Raw genomic sequence first — 19,204 nt, forward strand, 5'->3', positions numbered from 1 at the left:
AACTGAACTGTACGGATCAGTTCAGTTGAACTCAAGAGTTCAGTTGCGTTGGTACGCTGCCCTCATGACCGCCCAGCCCGCCCCCGGGGCGCCGGCAGCCGCCGGGCCCGACTCCCAGGCAGCCGCCCCTCAGGCACCCGCCGCCGGGTCCCGGCCCGCCCCCTCCGGACCCCGCGCCGCCCGCAAGCGGCAGGCGATCGTGCGGGCCGCCCGCGACCTGTTTCTGCGCGAGGGGTTCGGCGTCGGCATGGACGCCATCGCCGCCGAGGCCGCGGTCTCCAAGGTGACCGTCTACAACCACTTCGGCAGCAAGGAGGCCCTCTTCACCGCCGTCGTCGCGGGCGCCCTCGACGAGCCGCTGACCACCGGACCGGAGGGGCCGGACCTGGCCGGGCTAGCGGAGGCCACCGACCTGCGGGCCGCGCTCACCGAGGCGGGCCGCGCCTGGGTGCGGGCCGTCCGCGCCGACGACGAGGCCCGCGCCCTGCGCAGCCTCGTCGCCACCGAACTGCACCGCTTCCCCGAGCTCGGCCGGGCCTGGCGCGCCCACGGCCCCACGGGCCACCACCCGGCCGTCGCGGACGCCCTGCGCGCCCTCGCCGACCGGGGCCGCCTGGAGATCCCGGACCTGGAGGTGGCGGTGCTCCAGCTCTACTCGCTGCTCGTCTTCCCGCAGATGGTCTTCGAGCAGTACGGGGCGGACCTCGGCGACGAGCTGAGCGAACGGCTCCTCGCCGACGGGGTGGAGATGTTCCTGCGCCGGTACGCGGCGGCCGGCACCGTCTGAGACCGCCGCCGGGAGCACCGGGTGCGGCCCCGGCGCAACCGGCGGCCGGGGAGAGGGGCGCGGGCGCCGCGGGTGACATCCTGGGAGCTCGACGGGCCCCCGTACAGGAAGCGGAACGACACCCCGGGGCGTCCATGGAGGAGCAGCGTGGAACTCGATCTCGCCGGCGCGGAGCTGAAGTCCGTCCTGAACCGGCTCCGCCGGGCACAGGGCCAGATCTCCGGTGTCATCCGCATGATCGAGGAGGGCCGGGACTGCGAGGAGGTCGTCACCCAGCTCGCCGCCGCGTCCCGCGCGCTCGACCGGGCCGGGTTCGCGATCATCGCGACCGGACTCCAGCAGTGCCTGACCGACACCGGCGAGGGCGGCGCGTCCCCCGAGGACCGCGAGGTCATGCGGGTCCGCCTGGAGAAGCTGTTCCTGTCCCTGGCGTGACGGGGCACGGACGCGAGGACCCCCGGGCGGCGCGGGTGCGCCGCCCGGGGGTCCTCCGCGTCACGGCCGGTCAGTCGACCGCGAGGCCCTTCAGGCGCTGGGTGACCTCGGTCAGGCGCTTGCCCTGGTAGCGGGCGGCCTGCAGGACGGTCTCGGCCGGGGCGCCGTTGGCGCCGGGGTGGGCGGTGCCGTAGGGGTTGCCGCCGGCCGCGTACACGGACGGGTCCGTGAAACCGGGCGAGACGATGATCGAACCCCAGTGGTGGAAGGTGTTGTAGAGCGCGAGCAGGGTGGACTCGTTGCCGCCGTGCAGGTTGTGGGCGCTGGTGAAGGCGGTGGCGGGCTTGTCCGCCGTGACGCCCCGCTGCCACAGGCCGCCGGTCGTGTCGATGAACTGCTTCAGCTGCGCGGCGACGTTGCCGAAGCGGGTCGGGGAACCGAAGGCGTAGGCGTCGGCCCACTCGACGTCGTCCAGGGTGGCGACCTCGATGTCGCCGGTGGCGTCGACGTGGGCGCGCCAGGCCGGGTTCGCGTCGATCGCGGCGTCGGGGGCGAGCTCTGCGGCCCGGCGCAGACGCACCTCGGCACCGGCCTTCTCCGCGCCCTCGGCCACGGCCTGGGCGAGCTGGTGAACGGCGCCGGTGGCCGAGTAGTAGATGACGGCGACCTTCACGGACATGACGGACTCTCCTCATTCGGATTACTTTCCGTTTCCGTCACGAGGCTAAGTGGATAGCTGTCCGCTTGGCAAGGGCTGCCGGTATGCTCGAACCGGGGCACCGGACGCGTCCGGGACCCACCGGGGAGGCCAGGGGGGCCTCCCGTACGAGGGCGGGGGCGGCGCACGAGAACGGGAGCAGGCTGATGAGCACGAGGAAACCGCAGGCCGGGGACGGTCCGGCGCCACTGCTCGGCCTCCTGCCCACCAGGGGGGCGCCCGCCCCCGAACGGGCCGACGCCGCCCGCAACCGGCGCAAGATCCTGGACGCGGCCGCCCGGATCGTCGCCGAGAAGGGCCCCGAGGCCGTCACCATGAACCAGGTCGCCCACGCCAGCGGCATCGGCGTCGGCACCGTCTACCGGCGCTTCGGGGACGTCTCCCAGCTGCTCTGGGCGCTCCTCGACGACCGCGAGCGCCGGTTCCAGGAGGCGTTCATGAGCGGCCCGCCCCCGCTCGGCCCCGGCGCCCCGCCCGGTGAACGCCTCGACGCCTTCCTCGACGCCCTCGTGGACCGGGTCGGGGAACAGCGCGAGATCCTCCTCGCCGCGCACTCCGCCGCACCGCGCGGCCGGTACACGGGCGGCGCCTACCGCGTCATGCACACCCACGTGGCGCTGCTCCTCACCCAGCTGCGCCCCGGGGCCGACGGCGCGCTCCTCGCCCACCTCCTCCTCGCCCCCTTCTCGCCGGACCTGATCCACCACCTCACCGTGGACCAGGACCTCTCGACGGACCGGCTCAAGGCGGGCGTACGCGCTCTGCTGCACCTGCGCTCCTGAGAACCGGCCCGGCACCGTGCCGCACCAGGTCGGTGAGGGCGCGCGCCGGGCGAGCCGGCGGCGCGTCCTGGTGACCCCCGCCCGGTTCGCGGAGGGGCGCCCCCGTCCCGGAGGGGTGAGCCCGCCGGGCGACCCGGCGGGACCGGCGGGATGATCGGAGCATGAGCCCCGAGATCCACCTCGCCCAGCAGCCGGAGGCCGACGCCCTGCTCGGCCGCTCCCCGCTCGCCGCCCTCGTCGGCATGCTGCTCGACCAGCAGGTGCCCATGGAGTGGGCGTTCTCCGGCCCGTACACGATCGCCTCCCGGCTCGGCGCCGACGACCTCGACGCGCACGACATCGCCGCCCGCGACCCCGAGGAGTTCGCGGCCCTGCTCTCGGAGAAGCCGGCCGTGCACCGCTACCCGGGCTCCATGGCGCAGCGGATCCAGCAGCTGTGCCGCTTCCTGGTCGAGGAGTACGGCGGCGACGCCGAGGCCGTCTGGGCGGACGTGCCGGACGGCCGCGAACTGCTCGCCCGCCTCCAGGCCCTCCCCGGCTTCGGGAAGCAGAAGGCGCAGATCTTCGTGGCCCTGCTCGGCAAGCGGTACGGGGTGCGGCCCCCCGGCTGGCGGGAGGCGGCCGGGGCGTACGGCGAGGAGGGCGCGTACCGCTCGGCCGCCGACATCACCGGACCGGAATCGCTGGCGAAGGTCCGGGCCCACAAGCAGGAGATGAAGGCGGCCGCCAAGGCGGAGAAGGCCGCCGGGACCACCGCCGGAACGCGCACCACAGGAACCGCCGGGACCACCGCCGGAACGCGCACCACCGGGACCGCAGGAGCCACGGCCACCGGAACCACCACGACCGGAAGCGGAACCACCGGGACCGCCACGACCGCAAAGGGGGGACCTCACGCACCAAGGCGAGCAAGAGCGACAAGGGGACCAAGGGCGCCAAGAGCGGCAAACCGGCCGGGAATTGATAATTCCAGGTGTCATTCCTGCTCATCCTGACAGGAATTGCGAAGAACCTGTTCACAGAGCGCCCCCCAGATCGCTAACTTCCCCTCAACCGCGTCCGTATCGGGAAGGACTTCTGTGAACGCAACCCAGCGTCGAGCCGCTGCCATTCTGGCCGCCGCCGCCCTCGCCACCCCCCTGGTCCTTGCCTCGCCGGCCACCGCCGGCCAGGACCCGGCGGCCGCCCCGGCCCGCGACGCCGCGAAGCTGGCGAAGAAGCTGGTCCGGGAGACCTCCGCACAGGGCGCCTACAAGCACCTGCAGAAGTTCCAGGCGATAGCCGACTCGGCCGGCGGCCACCGCGCGGCCGGCTCGCTCGGGCACGACGCCTCGGCCGCGTACGTGTACCAGCAGCTGAAGAAGGCCGGTTACCTCGTCTCGTACGAGAAGTTCGACTTCATCTACACCCAGACGCTGGCCGAGAAGGCCTCCGTCCTCGGCGACGCGCCCCGCGCGCTCGACATCAAGGCGATGACGTACACCAAGTCCACGCCGGTCGGCGGCATCACGGCCGCTCTGGCCGCCGCGCCCGTCGACGCCGACGGCACCTCGGGCTGCGAGCCGGGCGACTTCGCCTCCGGCACCTTCACCGGCAAGATCGCCCTGATCAAGCGCGGCGGCTGCGCCTTCGCCGTCAAGCAGGAGAACGCCGCAGCGGCAGGCGCCGTCGGCGCGGTCATCTACAACAACACCGCGGGCCTGCTCTCCGGCACCCTCGGCGACCCGGCGGCCGGCAAGATCCCGACCGGCGGCATTCCGCAGGCCGAGGGCGAGAAGCTCGCCGCCGACCTGGCCAAGGGCCCGGTCAACCTCTCCTTCGAGATCCGCCAGCTCCAGGAGAAGCGTTCCACCAACAACGTCATCGCGGAGACGAAGGGCGGCAACGCCGCCAACACCGTGATGCTCGGCTCCCACCTGGACTCGGTCACCGCCGGACCCGGCATCAACGACAACGGCTCCGGTTCCGCCGGCCTCCTCCAGGCCGCCCTGGAGCTGGCCGAGTCCAAGGACAAGCCGCGCAACAAGGTCCGCTTCGCCTGGTGGTCCGCGGAGGAGGTCGGCCTCCTCGGCTCCGAGCACTACGTCAAGAACCTGACGGAGCTCGACCGCAAGGAGATCAAGCTCTACCTCAACTTCGACATGATCGCCTCGCCGAACTACGGCCTGTTCGTGTACGACGGCGACAACTCCGACAACGTCGGTGAGGGCGCGGGCCCCGAGGGCTCCGCCCAGCTGGAGCGCGACATCACCGACTTCATGGACAAGCGCGGTCTCCCGCACGAGGGCACCGACTTCACCGGCCGCTCCGACTACGGCCCGTTCATCAAGGTCGGCATCCCCTCCGGCGGCACCTTCACCGGCGCCGAAGGCATCAAGACCCCCGCGCAGGCGGCCAAGTTCGGCGGCCAGGCCGGCGTCGCGTACGACGTGAACTACCACGCGAAGGGCGACGACCTCAGCAACGTCAACATGACGGCCTTCGACGCCAACATCGACGTCATCGCGAACGCCGTGGGCACCTACGCCCACGACATCTCCTCCCTCCGCAAGCCGGTCGTCTCGGTCCCGACCGAGGGTGACGCGGGCAGCGGCGGCGGCCTGCACGACGACCACCACGAGGTCACCGAGTAAGGAGGACGCGGTCCCGGGTCCTCCCTCACCGCCGCCGGCGGGCGGTGCCGAAGAGGGAACGGGTGATCTCCCGGCCCAGCTGGGTGCCGACCGACCGGGCCAGGGACCGGAAGATCCCGCTGCCGACGACCTGCTCGACGAGCGAGGGCTCCTCCTCCGGGGCCCTCGCTCCCGTGTCCCCGGAGGGCGCGGTGCCGGCCGGGCGACCGGACGGCTCCGCGGCCTCCTGGCCCGCCGCGGCCCGGGGCGCCGCCGCCTCGGCCGCCGCCTCCGCCGCCCGCTGCTCGCCGGTCAGCCTCTCGTACGCCGACTCGCGGTCCACCGCCTGCGCGTACCGCCCGTACAGCGGCGAGGCCTTCACCGCCGCGTCGAGGACCTCCGGCGCGACCGGGCCCATCAGCGACTCCGGTGCCCGCATCCGGGTCGCCGCCACCGGGGTCGGCGCCCCCGTCTCGCTCAGGACGGTGACCACCGCCTCGCCCGTCCCGAGCCCGGTCAGCACCTCCTCCAGGTCGTACGGGGAGCGGGGGAAGGTCCGCACCGTCGCCTTCAGCGCCTTCGCGTCGTCCGGGGTGAAGGCCCGCAGCGCGTGCTGCACCCGGTTGCCGAGCTGCGCGAGCACGTCCGCCGGCACGTCCTTCGGGGTCTGCGTCACGAAGAAGACCCCGACCCCCTTCGAGCGGATCAGCCGCACCGTCTGCGTGATCGACTCCAGGAAGGCCTTCGAGGCGTCCTTGAACAGCAGGTGCGCCTCGTCGAGGAAGAAGACCAGTTTCGGCTTCTCCGGGTCGCCGACCTCCGGAAGGTCGTGGAAGAGGTCCGCGAGCAGCCACATCAGGAAGGTCGAGAACAGCTGGGGCCGGTCCTGTACGGCGGGCAGTTCCAGGACCGAGACGGTGCCGCGCCCGTCGTCCGCCGTGCGGAGCAGCTCACCGGTGTCGAACTCCGGCTCCCCGAAGAACGCTCCGGCGCCCTGCTGCTCGAGGGCGGTGATCGCCCGCAGGATCACCCCGGCCGTCACGGTCGACAGGCCGCCGATCCCCTTCAGCTCGGCCTTCCCCGTGTCCGACACCAGGAAGGCGACCACCGCCCGCAGGTCCTTGAGGTCCACCAGCTCCAGGCCCTTGGCGTCGGCGTAGTGGAAGATCAGGCCGAGGGACTGCTCCTGCGTGCGGTTCAGCTGGAGCACCTTGGAGAGCAGGACGGGGCCGAAGCCGGTGACGGTGGCGCGCACCGGGATGCCGGGGCCGGTGCCGCCGAGCGCGTAGAAGGCGCAGGGAAAGCCCTTCGCCTCCCAGGTCTGCCCCACCTCCGCGGCCCGCGCGCGGACCTTCGCGCCGTCCTGGCCGGGGGCCGAGATCCCGGAGACGTCCCCCTTGATGTCGGCCAGGAAGACCGGCACGCCCTGCGCCGAGAGCTGTTCGGCGATCAGCTGGAGGGTCTTCGTCTTGCCGGTGCCGGTGGCCCCGGCGACCAGACCGTGCCGGTTGAGGGCGGCGAGCGGGACGCGGACCGGCGCGTCCGGATGGCAGGCGCCGTCCCACAGCAGGGCCCCCAGATCGAGGGCCGGCCCGTCGAAGGCGTATCCGGCGGCGATCTCACTCACGCTCATGACGGACCCCGATTTCGCTTATGTCATGGTTTGCATCAGCATCCCACCGCCCCCGCGTGGCTGCGCCGGGAGCCGCTCGCCCGGTAGGCTTTCCGTGTGATCTTCAAGCGCATCGGAAACGGCCGGCCGTATCCCGACCACGGCCGGGAAAGCACCCGGCAGTGGGCGGACGTCGCCCCGCGCCCGGTCCGCCTCGATCAGCTGGTGACCACCAAGGGCCAGCTGGACCTGGAGACGCTGCTCGCCGAGGACTCCACCTTCTACGGCGACCTCTTCGCGCACGTCGTGAAGTGGCAGGGCGATCTCTACCTCGAGGACGGACTGCACCGCGCCGTCCGCGCGGCGCTCCAGCAGCGACAGGTGCTGCACGCCCGCGTCCTGGAACTCGACTGACCCTTTCGGGGGCAGTTCACCCCCATCCGGACGCGATCACATGATCATCAAGTAGGCATCGCCGACGGGCGGCATTACGCTGCGCTCATGAGCATGCTCACTCCCCCCGGAATGGGCGGAAAGTACCGCATCACGGGGGACGTCTACCCGCGCATGCGCCGCCCCCACCGCCGGCGCCGGATCGTCCTCGCCTCCGCGGCCGCCGTCGTCGTGCTCGGTGCCGCCGGCTGGGGCACGCTCCAGCTCGTCGACGTCTTCTCGGGCGGCGACGGGGGGACGAGGAGCGCGGCGGCCGGCAAGCAGGGCGCCGACTGCAAGCCCGCGCCCAGGCCGACGGCGGCGCCCGCCGCCGCTCTGCCCAGACCCGCGCAGATCACGGTCAACGTCTACAACGCCACCCCGCGCAGCGGACTCGCGAAGGCGACCGCCGACGAGCTGAAGAAGCGGGGCTTCAAGATCGGCAAGGTGGGCAACGCGCCCGCCGCGTACGACAAGAAGGTGCCGGGCGCCGGGATGCTGCTCGGCGCGAACACGGCCGCCAAGGGGATCTTCCCGGTGCTGGCCACGCAGTTCGCGGGCGCCACGACGAAGGTCGACACCCGCGCCACGGCGGATGTCGACCTGATCATCGGAACGGCCTTCAAGAACCTGTCACCGAAGGCCACGGCGGACGCGGCCCTGGCGGCTCTCGCCAAGCCGAAGCCGGCGCCCACCCGCTGCTGAGCGCGGAGGGCGGACGCCCGGGCCGTGCCCCGCGGGACACGGCCGCCCGGCCCGCCTCCTACTCGGCGGTGCCGTACATGCGGTCGCCCGCGTCGCCCAGGCCCGGGACGATGTAGCCCTGCTCGTTGAGCCGCTCGTCGACCGAGGCGGTCACCACCGTCACCGGCGTGCCCGCGAGCTCGCGCTCCATGACCTCGACGCCCTCGGGGGCGGCGAGCAGCACGACCGCCGTGACGTCGTCGGCCCCGCGCCTGATCAGCTCCTGGATCGCCGCGACCAGCGTGCCGCCGGTCGCCAGCATCGGGTCCAGGACGTAGACCTGGCGGCCCGAGAGGTCCTCCGGCATCCGCGTGGCGTAGGTCGACGCCTCCAGCGTCTCCTCGTTGCGGATCATGCCGAGGAAGCCGACCTCCGCCGTCGGGAGCAGCCGCACCATGCCGTCGAGCATGCCGAGGCCGGCGCGCAGGATCGGCACCACCAGCGGGCGCGGGTGCGACAGCTTCACGCCGGTGGTGGGCGTGACGGGGGTCTCGATGTCGACCTGCTCGGTCCGGACGTCCCTGGTGGCCTCGTAGGCGAGCAGGGTGACCAGTTCGTCGGCGAGCCGCCGGAAGGTCGGGGAGTCCGTGCGCTTGTCGCGCAGGGTGGTGAGCTTGTGGGCGACCAGCGGGTGATCGACGACGTGGAGACGCATGACTCAACAGTAGCCCGCCCCGCACTGGCATCGATTCCCGCCACTGGGGGAAGGTGGGGGCACAGGGACCCAGTCGCAGGGTGGTGTGGCCGATGCCGGACCCGGAAGAGACCGCAGGCCAGGAGCGCGGAAAGCCTGAGCCGGAGACGGACGCGGAGCGCCGCAGGCGCCGCGCCCAGTTCCTGCGCGAGCTCAACGAGGCCAAGGCCCTGCGCGAGCGCGTCCAGCCCCGGCGGGCCCGCGCGGCCCGGATGCGGCAGGCCATGCGGATGCGCACCTTCCGCTGGTGAGGCCACCCCGTACGGACGCGGGCGCGACCGTCTCCGTACGCGTGCTCCGCACCGGCGACCGGTGCGGGCGCCCCCGCTGTGCGCCCCCTTCGTGCGCCGGGGTCGCGCGCCGCCCGATCGCGGTGTCGTTCAGACTGATGCACGACGCAAGAGCCGAAGACCTCTCCTGCGGCCCTTGTTTCTGTCACGATGCCGATTGGGCGGGGCATCAGGAGCGCGCCGCCGGATCGTCACACCTCTGATCAGTGGGAGAGTCAGGTGTACTTCGCCGCACTGCTCGCGCGCACCGAAGACGGGTGGGAAGCGAGCGACACGGAGCTCGACGACGTGGAGACCCTGTCCGATCTGGTCGACCGGGCCCGCGAGGCCTCCGTCGACGACGACACGGTGATCGTCTTCATCGAGCAGGAGGACGCGTGGTTCGGCATCGTCCGTGTGGAGGGTGAGGACGACCCCCGGATCTACGTCTCCGACGGCGCCGCCGCCGCCCGCTCCTCGTACGGGGAGATCCTCACCCGGGAGATCCTCGGCGACGACCTGGACGGCGCCGCCCTGGACGACCTGGACACGCTGGACCTGGACGGTACGGAGGACGGGGAACCGCTCGACGTCCCGGCGGACGGCGACGACGAGGAGGAGGCCGCCGCCGCCGAGACGGTGCCCGCCGCCCCCGTGGGTGACCGGCTGGTCCTCGCGGACCTCGGCGTGCCCCCGAACGACCTCCTCGCGCTCGACACCGACGCGCTCGCGGAGATCGCGGACGCGCTGGGCGCCGCGGAGGTCCTGGAGGCCGTGCGCTAGTGCCCCCGCACCTCCCGGCGGAGCCCGTGGGGCCGGCGGGCGCCGCCGGCTCGGCGCCGCCCACCCCCACGGACTCCGCCCCGGCGCCCGACCCCGTACGGGATCCCTGGCGGTCCGCGATGCGGCTGGCGCTCGCCGAGGCCGACGCGGCCGCGGCGGCCGGTGACGTACCGGTCGGCGCGGTCGTGCTCTCCCCGGACGGCGAGGTGCTCGCCCGCGGCCACAACGAGCGGGAGGCCACCGGCGATCCGACCGCGCACGCCGAGGTCCTCGCGCTGCGGCGGGCAGCCGAGGCCACCGGCGAGTGGCGGCTGACCGGGTGCACGCTGGTCGTGACCCTGGAGCCGTGCGTGATGTGCGCCGGCGCGCTCGTGCAGGCGCGGGTGGCGCGGGTGGTGTTCGGCGCCGTCGACGAGAAGGCGGGAGCCGCCGGCTCGCTCTGGGACCTCGTCCGGGACCGGCGGCTCAACCACCGGCCCGAGGTGATCCACGACGTGCTCGGCGAGGAGTGCGCACAGCAGCTGACGGCCTTCTTCCGGGCGCGCTGACCCCCCGTCCGACCTGCGGATCGATACGGATTTCATCGCCGGGGGAGTTTGGGCTAAGCTCTCTCTCGGTAGCGTGTCCGAGCGGCCGAAGGAGCTCGCCTCGAAAGCGAGTGTGGCGCAAGTCACCGAGGGTTCAAATCCCTCCGCTACCGCTTCGACGGAAGGGCCCGGTGCGTGAGCACCGGGCCCTTTCGCATGCCCTCTCCCCCCGTACGCGAAAGGACCCCGGCGCTCGGGGAGAGCGGCCGGGGCCCTCGGCGAAGGACGGGGGGAGCGGCATCGGGGGGACAAGCCGCTCCCCCCGGCGAGAACCGGTCCGGATGGTCCCGCGCCACGGTCAGGGGGGAAGCTCGCGGCGCGGGCCCCGCAGTGCGGGCCGGTTCCACAGCCCGGGGATTCCTGCCAGATCCGCCGGGCTCGGTGTCCATCCTGCTCCTCCGCTCCCCTCCCGGGGGGCGGCAAAAGGCCCCGATCACCGGGTCCTTGGTCCATAAAGGCTCGGTTAGAGTGGCGCGGTCGTCCGGCGAGACGGGCGGAGCCGGGTGGGGACAGCCGGGCGGGGCGAAGCCGGGCGGGGACACGGGAGGGCCGGAGCAGATGGCACAGGCGAAGAAGATCGCGCTGTACGCGATCGGGGTCTTCGTGCTCTACACGATCATCACCTCCCCGGCCCGGGCGGCCGATCTGGTGCAGGTAGGGTTCGAAGGCATTTCCAGCGCCGCCCAGGGTGTCGGCGAGTTCATGACCGAACTCATCAACTAGGAGCCCTCCGTGATCCGCCATCTGGTCCTCTTCAAGCTCAACGAGGGCGTCGCACGTGACGAGCCGCGCGTGGTCGCCGGCGTCGAGGCGTTCCGCGCGCTCGGTGAGCAGATCCCCGAGCTGCGGTTCTGGGAGTGCGACTGGAACATCACGGACCGCCCGATCGCGTACGACTTCGCCATCAACTCGGCCGTCGAGGACACCGAGGCGCTCCAGCGGTACCTGGACCATCCGGCCCACCAGGCGGGTGTGGCCCAGTGGCGCGAGTTCGCCACCTGGGTGATCGCGGACTACGCCTTCTAGCCCTCCCTCCCCTTCCCCGTCCGGTTCTCCGTCGCCGAGCCCCCCGCTGTTCAGGTGGGGGGCTTCGTGGTGTTCCGGCCTCCTCTTTCGGGTCCTTGATGTCCTCAACACGTGGTTATGCGGTGCTTGCACACAGTGGACATGTCTTGTGATGCTATGACCGCTTTTGACGGATGAGTTGACCGTAGTTGACCCAGTCGACCAGCTACACCAGCCAAAGGGGTGGCGTGAACGTGCCGGCCAGTACAGCACCTCAGGTCCCGCCCCAGCACGAAGCGGGCGGAGCGGCGGACGCCCCGCGCCCCCGTCCCCAGAGCACCCGTGGCGCCGACACCCGCGCCCTCACCCAGGTGCTGTTCGGGCAGCTGAAGAACCTGGAGCCGGGCACGCCCGAGCACCAGCGGGTGCGCGGGGCCCTGATCGAGGCCAACCTGCCCCTCGTGCGGTACGCGGCGGCCCGCTTCCGCTCCCGCAACGAGCCGATGGAGGACGTCGTCCAGGTCGGCACGATCGGCCTCATCAACGCGATCGACCGCTTCGACCCCGACCGGGGCGTGCAGTTCCCCACCTTCGCGATGCCGACGGTCGTCGGCGAGATCAAGCGCTACTTCCGCGACAACGTCCGCACCGTGCACGTCCCCCGCCGCCTCCACGAACTGTGGGTCCAGGTCAACGGCGCCACCGAGGACCTGACCACGGCCCACGGCCGCTCACCCACCACCGCCGAGATCGCAGAGCGGCTGAAGATCGGCGAGGACGAGGTGCTCGCCTGCATCGAGGCCGGCCGCTCCTACCACGCCACCTCCCTGGAGGCCGCACAGGAGGGCGACGGGCTCCCCGGCCTGCTCGACCGGCTCGGGTACGAGGACCCCGCCCTCGCGGGCGTCGAACACCGGGACCTCGTCCGGCACCTCCTCGTCCAGCTCCCGGAGCGCGAGCAGCGGATCCTGATGCTCCGCTACTACAGCAACCTGACCCAGTCCCAGATCAGCCAGGAACTCGGCGTCTCCCAGATGCACGTGTCAAGACTCCTCGCCCGCAGCTTCGCCCGTCTGAGATCCGCAAACAGAATCGAGGCGTAACCGGATCAGGTAGACCCGTTCGGAGTAACCTGACGGAGCACCAAAAGACGTACACCCCTTGTTTCCTGCGGATATGACCTCACGCCATGTCGACAAGTCACTACAGCGTGTTGCCGACATGTGACATTCTGCTGGAACCGAGTTTGCCGCAGCCCTGCCGCCGGTATTCAGGTGGAGGCTGCGTTCCTCAGACGGTCGCGGCCACCGCGACCGTCCGCGACCTCAAGGGGGTGGCATGTCCGCAGAACAGGGCAGCTCGAAGGTGCTCACGCTCACGCCCGCGTCCGTGACCGTGCCCGCGTCCGTCACCGCACCCGCCGTCGTGCCCGGGTCCGACCTCGTGTCCGCGTCCGCGTCCCTCTCCACGCCCCTCGCGGTGGCCGTGGCGGGCGCGCCCGTGCAGACGACGGCGCCGACCGCGGCCGACAGCACCACAACCCCCGCTCCGCCGCCGACGGTCGTCCCGGAGACCCTCGACACCCGCACCCTCTCGCGCTCCCTGTTCCTCCGCCTGCGCGCGCTCGACGCCGAAGGCGTCGCCGCCGACAGCCCGGAGCGGACCTACGTCCGCGACACGCTCATCGAGCTCAACCTCCCCCTCGTGCGGTACGCGGCGGCCCGCTTCCGCTCCCGCAACGAGCCGATGGAGGACATCGTCCAGGTCGGCACCATCGGCCTCATCAAGGCGATCGACCGCTTCGACTGCGAACGGGGCGTGGAGTTCCCGACGTTCGCGATGCCGACGGTCGTCGGCGAGATCAAGCGCTTCTTCCGCGACACCTCGTGGTCCGTGCGCGTCCCGCGCCGGCTCCAGGAGCTGCGGCTCGCCCTCACCAAGGCCGGCGACGAACTGGCGCAGAAGCTCGACCGCTCCCCGACCGTGCCCGAACTGGCCGCCGTACTGGGCGTGTCGGAGGAGGACGTGGTCGACGGCCTCGCGGTCGGCAACGCGTACACCGCCTCCTCGCTGGACTCGCCGTCCCCCGAGGACGACGGCGGCGAGGGATCGCTCGCCGACCGCCTCGGCTACGAGGACACCGCCCTGGAGGGCGTCGAGTACCGCGAGTCGCTGAAGCCGCTGCTCGCCAAACTCCCGCCCCGGGAGCGGCAGATCATCATGCTCCGCTTCTTCGCCAACATGACCCAGTCGCAGATCGGCGAGGAGGTCGGCATCTCGCAGATGCACGTCTCGCGGCTGCTCACCCGCACCCTCGCCCAGCTCCGCGAGGGGCTCATCTCCGACTGACCGGAGAGAACGGAGTTCGGCGAACCGCCCGCCCCGCGAGGGTCCGTCGGCCACACTGGCGACATGGGGCGAAGGAGGCCGGGACTCGTGACGGTGGCGCTCTGCCTCGGCGGAGCGCTGACCGCCTGCGGCATCGGCGGGGACGGCGACGACGCGTACGCGCCCCTGGGCGCCGGCCCGGGGCGGCACGGCACGGTCGTCCCCTCCGGCGCGGCTCCCCCGGACGGCCCCGCCGCCCTCCCGACCCTCGCCTCCAGCACCCGCTCCCCCTCGCCCCTCCCCTCCCCCGTGGCCTCGTCGGCGTCCTCCGCCACGGGTACGCCGGCGGACCCCGGATCCGGGACGGGCAGCGGCACGGGACCCGGCGCGTACGGCGGCACGGAACCGGGAGAAGGTACGGAAGCCGGCGGCGGTACGGAACCGGCGGCTCCGGCGCCGGGCCCGCCCCGTACGGACATCGCCACCGCCCCTCCCCGCACTCCTCCGCACTCCGCGCCGGGCACGAGCGGGCCCGGCGCCGGCCCCCGGCCCGTGCCACCGCCCCGGGGAGCCACCCCGGGGCCCGCCTCCCCGCCCACGCCACCGCCGTCCCCGGCCCCGGCGCCGGCCCCCGCCGCGCTCACCGTCTCCGTGCCGGTCCTCGCGGACACCGACCGGCGCTGGTGCGAGCGCGTGACGGTCACCTTCCGGAACACCGGCGGCACCCCCGTGGTCGCCGGAACCGTCACCTTCGGGACGCACGTCGTCGGCGCCCTGGGCATCGACTGGGGCACCGTGACCGGCACCCGGCCGCTGCCCGCCCCGATCGCCGCCGGGGCGGCGCGGACGGAGACGTACACCGTGTGCGTGGAGTCCTGGCGGGTGCCGCCGGGCACCCGTGTCGACACCCGCGAGGTCGGCGCTACCTGGCGCTGAGCGCGAACCGCACGCCGGTCAGGCGCTCCGACTCCGCCCACAGCCGGCGCCCCGTGTCCGGGTCGGCCGCAGCCTCGGAGAGCCGTACGCGCGTCGGGTCGCCGCGCAGTTCGCCGGGTCCGTCCGGGCCGATGAACTCGCCTCCCGCGACGGCAGGTTCGGTCGCCGCGTACAGCTGCGGCAGGGCGCCGCGCTCCGGACGCTGGGCGAACAGCGGGTTGCCGATGCCGCCGAGCACCACGCGCAGCAGTCCGCGGGTGTCCTTGGTCTGGAGGCTGGTGGCGGTGTAGCCGGGGTGGGCGAGCACGCTGCGGACCGGGCTGCCGGCCGCGCTCAGGCGCCGGTGCAGCTCGCGTCCGAAGACGGCGTTGGCGAACTTCGACTGGTTGTAGAAGGTCATCGGGGCGTAGCCGCGCTCGCCGGTGAGGTCGTCGAAGCGGAGTCCGCCCTGCCGGTGGTTGATGGAGCTGACCGTCACCACGCGCGGGTCGCGTCCCTCCGCGAGCCGGTCCAGCAGGAGCGCGGTCAGCGCGAAGTGGCCGAGGTGGTTGGCGGCGAACTGGAGCTCGTGCCCCTGCGGGCTCAGCGTGCGGGGCGGCGCCATGACGCCCGCGTTGTTGACGAGCACGTCCAGGCGCGGGTGCTCGGCCCGCAGCCCGTCGGCGAAGGCCCGTACCGCGTCGAGGTCGGCGAGGTCGAGCCGCCGTACGTCGAGCGACCCGGGACTCGCCCCGCCGGTCACCAGCTCGTCCACCGCCCGGTGGCCCTTCGCCTCGTCCCGTACGGCGAGGACCACGTGCGCCCCCCGACGGGCCAGGGCACGGGTGGTGGCGAGGCCGAGGCCGCTGTTGGCCCCGGTGACGACGAAGACCCGCCCGGACTGGTCGGGGATCAGGTCGGCGGTCCAGCGCTGTTTCCTGGTCATGCGACACACGTTGCCGTTCGTGTCACCGAGTGTCAAGAGCGACTTTTGGTGTCACGTGGGTCACCGCACTACCATCGCCCCGTGACCACCCGCCCCGCCGAGAGCAGCCTCGCCCAGCGCAAGCGCCAGCTCGTCGCGACCGAACTGACCGAGGCGGCCCTCCAGCTGCTCGCCCGCAAGGGCTTCGACGCCGTGACGGTCGACGAGATCGCGACCGCCGCCGGCGTCTCCAAGCGCACGTTCTTCCGCTACTTCGCGTCGAAGGAGGACGTGGTCGTCCAGTTCCTGGCGGGCATGGGAGCCGACATGCGCGCCGAGCTCGCCGCCCGGCCGGCCGGGGAGCCGCCTTCCGAGGCGCTGCTGCGCGCCGTCTCCGTACCGCTGGCCGCCTGCGGCGACCACCCCGAGCGCACGCTGCCCGTGGTGCGGCTCATCCTGCGCACGCCCGCGCTGCTCGCCCGCTTCCTGGAGCACGAGGGGCGGTGGCGCGAGGAGTTGACCGAGGAGCTGGCGGGGCGGCTGGGGCTCGATGCGGCGACGGAGCTGTACCCGCGGCTCGCGGCGGGCATGGCGCTCACCGCCTTCGACACGGTGCTGCACCGGTGGAGCGGCGGGGGCCCGGACGGACCGGAGGACGTGACGGCGGCCGGTGCGGGCGCGGGGACGGCCGGTGCGGGCGCGGGGACGGCCGGTGCGGGCGCGGGGACGGCCCGCACGGGACGGGGAGCCGGCGGGGCTCCGGGGCGCCCCGCCCGGGAGCGCGAGGACCCGCTCGCGCTCACCCGCCGCGCGTTCGAGGTGATCGCGCCGGCCCTGGACGCCGTACCGGCCCCGTGAAAGCCGGGTGGGCCGGGTCCGCACGGCGCGGACCCGGCCCACCCGGGACGGTTGGAGGAGCGTCGGTCAGCCGAATGCCAGCCAGGCGACCGCCGCCAGGACCACGATCGCGGCGACCACGCCCACGATCAGGCCGACCCGGGGGCCGGCCGAAGGTGCCGGGGTCTGCTGCTGCCGCTGCGGAGTCCCCTCGTCGACGAAGGCGCGGAACATCTGGGTGCTGCCGGCGGGGTCGTAGGAGCCCTCGGGGCCCTGGCCCTGTCCGTACGGTGCTTGGGGGTTGTGTGCCATGGGCCAGGACCCTAGCGAAAGCGGGGTGAGGGGCCCAAGCCCCGGCGCCCCCGACCGCCCTTTGCCGATTCTTTAGCGCCGTTTGACCGATTTAGTTTGCCTGGAGCAACCATCCATCTCTATGGTTGCCCTAAGCAACAAGATGAGCCGGAGTGCCCCGATGGAGACGCGGAACCGCAACCGCTACGAAAACCTGGCCCGCCAGGTCAGCGCCATCGGCGCCGTGAAGCGCGGGCTCGCCCGCGTCCTCCCCGTCGAGTGCCAGGGCGGGGCCGCCGCCGTTCTCGCCCTGCTCCACCACCACGGCGACATGCGGATGAGCCGGCTCGCCGAGCACATGGCCGTGGACATGTCCGTCTGCAGCCGCCATGTCGCCCACACCGTCGAGCACGGCTGGGTGGAGCGCCGGCCCGACCCGGCCGACCGGCGCTCACGCATCCTCCGGCTCACCCCCGGAGGGGAGGACATGCTCGCCGAGCTCGACCGGCGGGTGACCGAGACCTTCGCCCGCAACCTCGCGGAGTGGTCCGACGACGACGTCGCACTGCTCACCGCGCTCCTCGCCCGGCTGCGCGACTCCTTCGGGGACTGCCGGGCGCACCACGCTTGAGAAACCACTCCGGCAACGACGTCAGACAAAGGAAGTTCATGGCTACGACCACACCCGACACCGGTGTGCGGGGCGCCCCCTCCGGTACGGGAGCCGGCGGGACCGCCGAGACCGCTCCGATGACGCACCGGCAGATCATGGAGGCGCTGTCCGGGCTGCTGCTCGGCATGTTCGTCGCCATCCTGTCCTCGACGATCGTCTCGAACGCGCTCCCCCAGATCATCACCGACCTGGGCGGCGGCCAGTCCGCGTACACCTGGGTCGTCACCGCCGCGCTCCTGGCGATGACCGCCACCACGCCCCTCTGGGGCAAGCTGGCCGACCTCTTCTCCAAGAAGCTGCTCGTCCAGATAGCCCTGATCGTCTACGTGGCGGGATCGATCGTCGCCGGCCTCTCCCAGAGCACCGGCATGCTCATCGCCTGCCGCGTCGTCCAGGGCATCGGCGTCGGCGGTCTGACCGCCCTCTCCCAGATCATCCTGGCCGCCATGATCTCCCCCCGGGAACGCGGCCGGTACAGCGGCTATCTCGGCGCCACCTTCGCCGTCGCCACCGTGGGCGGCCCGCTGCTCGGCGGCGTCATCACCGACACCGACTGGCTCGGCTGGCGCTGGTGCTTCTACGTCGGCGTGCCCTTCGCGATCATCGCCCTGCTCGTCCTGCAGAAGACCCTGAAGCTCCCCGTCGTGAAGCGCGAGGTCAAGGTCGACTGGTCCGGCGCCTTCTTCATCAGCGCCGCCGTCTCCCTGCTCCTCGTCTGGGTCACCTTCGCGGGCGACAAGTACGACTGGATGTCCTGGCAGACGGCCGCGATGGTCGGCGGCTCGGTGCTCCTCGGCGCGGTCTTCGTCCTCGTCGAGTCCCGGGCGAGCGAGCCGATCATCCCGCTGCGCCTGTTCCGCAACCGCACCATCACGCTGGCCTCGCTCGCCTCCCTCTTCGTGGGTGTCGCGATGTTCGCGGGCACCGTCTTCTTCAGCCAGTACTTCCAGCTGGCCCGGAACGAGTCGCCGACGATGTCCGGCGTCCTCACCATCCCGATGATCGCCGGCCTCTTCGTCTCCTCCACCGTCTCCGGTCTGATCATCACCAAGACCGGTCGGTGGAAGGCCTGGCTGGTCAGCGGCGGCGCCCTCGCCACCGCCGGCCTCGGGCTGCTGGGCACGATGCGGTACGACACCCCGTACTGGCACCTCGCCCTCTACATGGCGGTCCTCGGCCTCGGTCTCGGCATGATGATGCAGAACCTGGTCCTCTGCACGCAGAACCAGGTGGCCCCGTCCGACCTGGGCGCCGCCTCCTCCGTCGTCACCTTCTTCCGCTCCCTGGGCGGTGCGGTCGGCGTCTCGGCGCTCGGCGCGGTCATGGCCCACCGGGTCACCGACTACGTACGGGACGGGCTCGCCGAACTCGGCCCGAAGGCGGCCGGGGCCATGGGCCAGGGCGGCGGCAGCGGGGCCATCCCCGACATGGACGCCCTGCCCGCGCCGATCCGCACGGTGATGGAGAGCGCGTACGGGCACGGCGTCGCGGACGTCTTCCTCTACTCCGCGCCCTTCGCGCTGATCGCCTTCCTGGTGACGCTGTTCATCAAGGAGGTCGCGCTCAAGAGCCACGGCGACAGCGCGTCGAAGGCCGAGGCGGGGCAGGAGAAGGCCGCCGTCTAGGGCCTTCTCCGGGTCGGGCCGACCCACACAGAACCCCCGGTCCGTTTCGAGCGGAGGCGGACCGGGTCACAGAGCGGGGCGACGAGCAGGGGACGGCTCGTCGCCCCGTCTCGTGCGCCGGGGCGCCTCCGGGGTCCTGCCGTCCACCGG

21 protein-coding genes, 1 tRNA gene and 2 pseudogenes are annotated in these 19,204 nt (G+C 72.6%); 19 read left to right on the forward strand and 5 right to left on the reverse strand.

What is annotated here, in order from left to right; all coding sequences use genetic code 11:
- Positions 1–64 precede the first annotated feature (64 nt).
- Positions 65–787: a TetR/AcrR family transcriptional regulator gene (locus ACFY60_RS03790; protein ID WP_388610076.1), complete on the forward strand. Its 723-nt coding sequence runs from the start codon at positions 65–67 to the stop codon at positions 785–787.
- Positions 788–934: 147 nt separating this feature from the next.
- Entirely contained in the window at positions 935–1,222 is a 288-nt protein-coding gene (locus ACFY60_RS03795) for a metal-sensitive transcriptional regulator (RefSeq protein WP_388610074.1), read from the forward strand.
- A 70-nt stretch (positions 1,223–1,292) separates the two neighbouring features.
- On the opposite strand, the gene wrbA is transcribed toward ACFY60_RS03795, so the two are convergent.
- A complete protein-coding gene (wrbA, locus tag ACFY60_RS03800; RefSeq protein WP_388610072.1) occupies positions 1,293–1,901 on the reverse strand; it encodes an NAD(P)H:quinone oxidoreductase in 609 nt (202 codons plus the stop codon).
- A gap of 185 nt (positions 1,902–2,086) precedes the next feature.
- Here wrbA and ACFY60_RS03805 point away from each other — a divergent pair, with 185 nt between their 5' ends.
- From ACFY60_RS03805 to ACFY60_RS03815, 3 genes and pseudogenes are all read left to right on the forward strand, one after another.
- Complete coding sequence (locus tag ACFY60_RS03805) at positions 2,087–2,722, forward strand: TetR/AcrR family transcriptional regulator (protein ID WP_388610070.1); 636 nt, start codon at positions 2,087–2,089, stop codon at positions 2,720–2,722.
- Between the two features lie 161 nt (positions 2,723–2,883).
- Positions 2,884–3,465, forward strand: a pseudogene (locus ACFY60_RS03810) (HhH-GPD-type base excision DNA repair protein); the annotation flags it as partial.
- A gap of 336 nt (positions 3,466–3,801) precedes the next feature.
- A complete protein-coding gene (locus tag ACFY60_RS03815) occupies positions 3,802–5,355 on the forward strand; it encodes a M28 family metallopeptidase (RefSeq protein WP_388610067.1) in 1,554 nt (517 codons plus the stop codon).
- Between the two features lie 25 nt (positions 5,356–5,380).
- On the opposite strand, the gene ACFY60_RS03820 is transcribed toward ACFY60_RS03815, so the two are convergent.
- A complete protein-coding gene (locus ACFY60_RS03820) occupies positions 5,381–6,967 on the reverse strand; it encodes a helicase HerA-like domain-containing protein (protein WP_388610065.1) in 1,587 nt (528 codons plus the stop codon).
- Between the two features lie 96 nt (positions 6,968–7,063).
- Between ACFY60_RS03820 and ACFY60_RS03825 the strand changes: the two genes are divergently transcribed.
- Together ACFY60_RS03825 and ACFY60_RS03830 are read left to right on the forward strand one after the other, a co-directional pair.
- Positions 7,064–7,360 (forward strand): type II toxin-antitoxin system VapB family antitoxin, encoded by a 297-nt coding sequence (locus ACFY60_RS03825; RefSeq protein WP_003999914.1) that lies wholly within the window; start codon positions 7,064–7,066, stop codon positions 7,358–7,360.
- An 87-nt stretch (positions 7,361–7,447) separates the two neighbouring features.
- Positions 7,448–8,083, forward strand: coding sequence for a LytR C-terminal domain-containing protein (locus ACFY60_RS03830; protein WP_388610063.1), 636 nt, complete (start codon positions 7,448–7,450; stop codon positions 8,081–8,083).
- A 58-nt stretch (positions 8,084–8,141) separates the two neighbouring features.
- Here ACFY60_RS03830 and upp read toward each other — a convergent pair whose 3' ends face one another.
- Positions 8,142–8,777, reverse strand: a complete 636-nt coding sequence (gene upp / locus ACFY60_RS03835; protein ID WP_309052066.1) for a uracil phosphoribosyltransferase — start codon at positions 8,775–8,777, stop codon at positions 8,142–8,144.
- Positions 8,778–8,869: 92 nt separating this feature from the next.
- On the opposite strand from upp, the gene ACFY60_RS03840 reads away from it, so the two are divergent.
- The 9 genes from ACFY60_RS03840 (at position 8,870) to ACFY60_RS03880 (ending at position 14,724) form a co-directional block, all read left to right on the forward strand.
- Positions 8,870–9,067 carry a hypothetical protein gene (locus ACFY60_RS03840; RefSeq protein WP_309052065.1) on the forward strand — a complete coding sequence of 66 codons (198 nt, stop codon included), beginning with the start codon at positions 8,870–8,872 and terminating at the stop codon, positions 9,065–9,067.
- A gap of 258 nt (positions 9,068–9,325) precedes the next feature.
- A complete protein-coding gene (locus ACFY60_RS03845; RefSeq protein ID WP_388610061.1) occupies positions 9,326–9,868 on the forward strand; it encodes a hypothetical protein in 543 nt (180 codons plus the stop codon).
- A 119-nt stretch (positions 9,869–9,987) separates the two neighbouring features.
- Positions 9,988–10,416: a tRNA adenosine(34) deaminase TadA gene (gene tadA, locus ACFY60_RS03850; protein WP_309055590.1), complete on the forward strand. Its 429-nt coding sequence runs from the start codon at positions 9,988–9,990 to the stop codon at positions 10,414–10,416.
- A gap of 67 nt (positions 10,417–10,483) precedes the next feature.
- Positions 10,484–10,568: transfer RNA gene (locus ACFY60_RS03855), tRNA-Ser, on the forward strand.
- A gap of 445 nt (positions 10,569–11,013) precedes the next feature.
- The gene (locus ACFY60_RS03860; RefSeq protein ID WP_345288341.1) at positions 11,014–11,178 is read left to right on the forward strand and encodes a hypothetical protein; all 165 of its coding nucleotides are present in this window, start codon (positions 11,014–11,016) and stop codon (positions 11,176–11,178) included.
- 9 nt (positions 11,179–11,187) lie between these two features.
- Entirely contained in the window at positions 11,188–11,481 is a 294-nt protein-coding gene (locus ACFY60_RS03865) for a Dabb family protein (RefSeq protein WP_309054367.1), read from the forward strand.
- Positions 11,482–11,714: 233 nt separating this feature from the next.
- Positions 11,715–12,563, forward strand: coding sequence for an RNA polymerase sigma factor SigF (locus ACFY60_RS03870; protein WP_309054369.1), 849 nt, complete (start codon positions 11,715–11,717; stop codon positions 12,561–12,563).
- Between the two features lie 235 nt (positions 12,564–12,798).
- Positions 12,799–13,809 carry an RNA polymerase sigma factor SigF gene (locus ACFY60_RS03875; RefSeq protein ID WP_388610059.1) on the forward strand — a complete coding sequence of 337 codons (1,011 nt, stop codon included), beginning with the start codon at positions 12,799–12,801 and terminating at the stop codon, positions 13,807–13,809.
- A 63-nt stretch (positions 13,810–13,872) separates the two neighbouring features.
- Positions 13,873–14,724: a hypothetical protein gene (locus ACFY60_RS03880; protein WP_388610058.1), complete on the forward strand. Its 852-nt coding sequence runs from the start codon at positions 13,873–13,875 to the stop codon at positions 14,722–14,724.
- Here ACFY60_RS03880 and ACFY60_RS03885 read toward each other — a convergent pair.
- Complete coding sequence (locus ACFY60_RS03885) at positions 14,711–15,649, reverse strand: oxidoreductase (RefSeq protein WP_388610056.1); 939 nt, start codon at positions 15,647–15,649, stop codon at positions 14,711–14,713. The genes ACFY60_RS03880 and ACFY60_RS03885 overlap by 14 nt on opposite strands.
- An 81-nt stretch (positions 15,650–15,730) precedes the next feature.
- Here ACFY60_RS03885 and ACFY60_RS03890 point away from each other — a divergent pair.
- A pseudogene (locus tag ACFY60_RS03890) lies at positions 15,731–16,267 on the forward strand (TetR family transcriptional regulator); the annotation flags it as partial.
- 285 nt (positions 16,268–16,552) lie between these two features.
- Here the strand turns inward: ACFY60_RS03890 and ACFY60_RS03895 are convergent.
- On the reverse strand, positions 16,553–16,777 hold the full coding sequence (locus tag ACFY60_RS03895; protein ID WP_309053124.1) for a hypothetical protein: 225 nt from the start codon (positions 16,775–16,777) through the stop codon (positions 16,553–16,555).
- Positions 16,778–16,937: 160 nt separating this feature from the next.
- Here ACFY60_RS03895 and ACFY60_RS03900 point away from each other — a divergent pair, with 160 nt between their 5' ends.
- Both ACFY60_RS03900 and ACFY60_RS03905 read left to right on the forward strand, forming a co-directional pair.
- Positions 16,938–17,387 (forward strand): MarR family winged helix-turn-helix transcriptional regulator, encoded by a 450-nt coding sequence (locus ACFY60_RS03900; RefSeq protein WP_388610054.1) that lies wholly within the window; start codon positions 16,938–16,940, stop codon positions 17,385–17,387.
- Between the two features lie 38 nt (positions 17,388–17,425).
- Complete coding sequence (locus ACFY60_RS03905; protein ID WP_388610052.1) at positions 17,426–19,054, forward strand: MDR family MFS transporter; 1,629 nt, start codon at positions 17,426–17,428, stop codon at positions 19,052–19,054.
- Positions 19,055–19,204: the final 150 nt, after the last annotated feature.

This window comes from Streptomyces sp. NPDC012827 (assembly GCF_042900905.1).
Classification (GTDB): domain Bacteria; phylum Actinomycetota; class Actinomycetes; order Streptomycetales; family Streptomycetaceae; genus Streptomyces; species Streptomyces gulbargensis.

What these genes read in the sequence shown, in the direction of transcription:
- ACFY60_RS03790 (WP_388610076.1), top strand. Translation starts at nt 65, where the DNA reads ATGACCGCCCAGCCCGCCCCCGGGGCGCCGGCAGCCGCCGGGCCCGAC.
- wrbA (WP_388610072.1), bottom strand. Translation starts at nt 1,901, where the DNA reads ATGTCCGTGAAGGTCGCCGTCATCTACTACTCGGCCACCGGCGCCGTT.
- ACFY60_RS03805 (WP_388610070.1), top strand. Translation starts at nt 2,087, where the DNA reads ATGAGCACGAGGAAACCGCAGGCCGGGGACGGTCCGGCGCCACTGCTC.
- ACFY60_RS03820 (WP_388610065.1), bottom strand. Translation starts at nt 6,967, where the DNA reads ATGAGCGTGAGTGAGATCGCCGCCGGATACGCCTTCGACGGGCCGGCC.
- ACFY60_RS03830 (WP_388610063.1), top strand. Translation starts at nt 7,448, where the DNA reads ATGAGCATGCTCACTCCCCCCGGAATGGGCGGAAAGTACCGCATCACG.
- upp (WP_309052066.1), bottom strand. Translation starts at nt 8,777, where the DNA reads ATGCGTCTCCACGTCGTCGATCACCCGCTGGTCGCCCACAAGCTCACC.
- ACFY60_RS03840 (WP_309052065.1), top strand. Translation starts at nt 8,870, where the DNA reads ATGCCGGACCCGGAAGAGACCGCAGGCCAGGAGCGCGGAAAGCCTGAG.
- tadA (WP_309055590.1), top strand. Translation starts at nt 9,988, where the DNA reads ATGCGGCTGGCGCTCGCCGAGGCCGACGCGGCCGCGGCGGCCGGTGAC.
- ACFY60_RS03860 (WP_345288341.1), top strand. Translation starts at nt 11,014, where the DNA reads ATGGCACAGGCGAAGAAGATCGCGCTGTACGCGATCGGGGTCTTCGTG.
- ACFY60_RS03875 (WP_388610059.1), top strand. Translation starts at nt 12,799, where the DNA reads ATGTCCGCAGAACAGGGCAGCTCGAAGGTGCTCACGCTCACGCCCGCG.
- ACFY60_RS03880 (WP_388610058.1), top strand. Translation starts at nt 13,873, where the DNA reads ATGGGGCGAAGGAGGCCGGGACTCGTGACGGTGGCGCTCTGCCTCGGC.
- ACFY60_RS03885 (WP_388610056.1), bottom strand. Translation starts at nt 15,649, where the DNA reads ATGACCAGGAAACAGCGCTGGACCGCCGACCTGATCCCCGACCAGTCC.
- ACFY60_RS03895 (WP_309053124.1), bottom strand. Translation starts at nt 16,777, where the DNA reads ATGGCACACAACCCCCAAGCACCGTACGGACAGGGCCAGGGCCCCGAG.
- ACFY60_RS03900 (WP_388610054.1), top strand. Translation starts at nt 16,938, where the DNA reads ATGGAGACGCGGAACCGCAACCGCTACGAAAACCTGGCCCGCCAGGTC.
- ACFY60_RS03905 (WP_388610052.1), top strand. Translation starts at nt 17,426, where the DNA reads ATGGCTACGACCACACCCGACACCGGTGTGCGGGGCGCCCCCTCCGGT.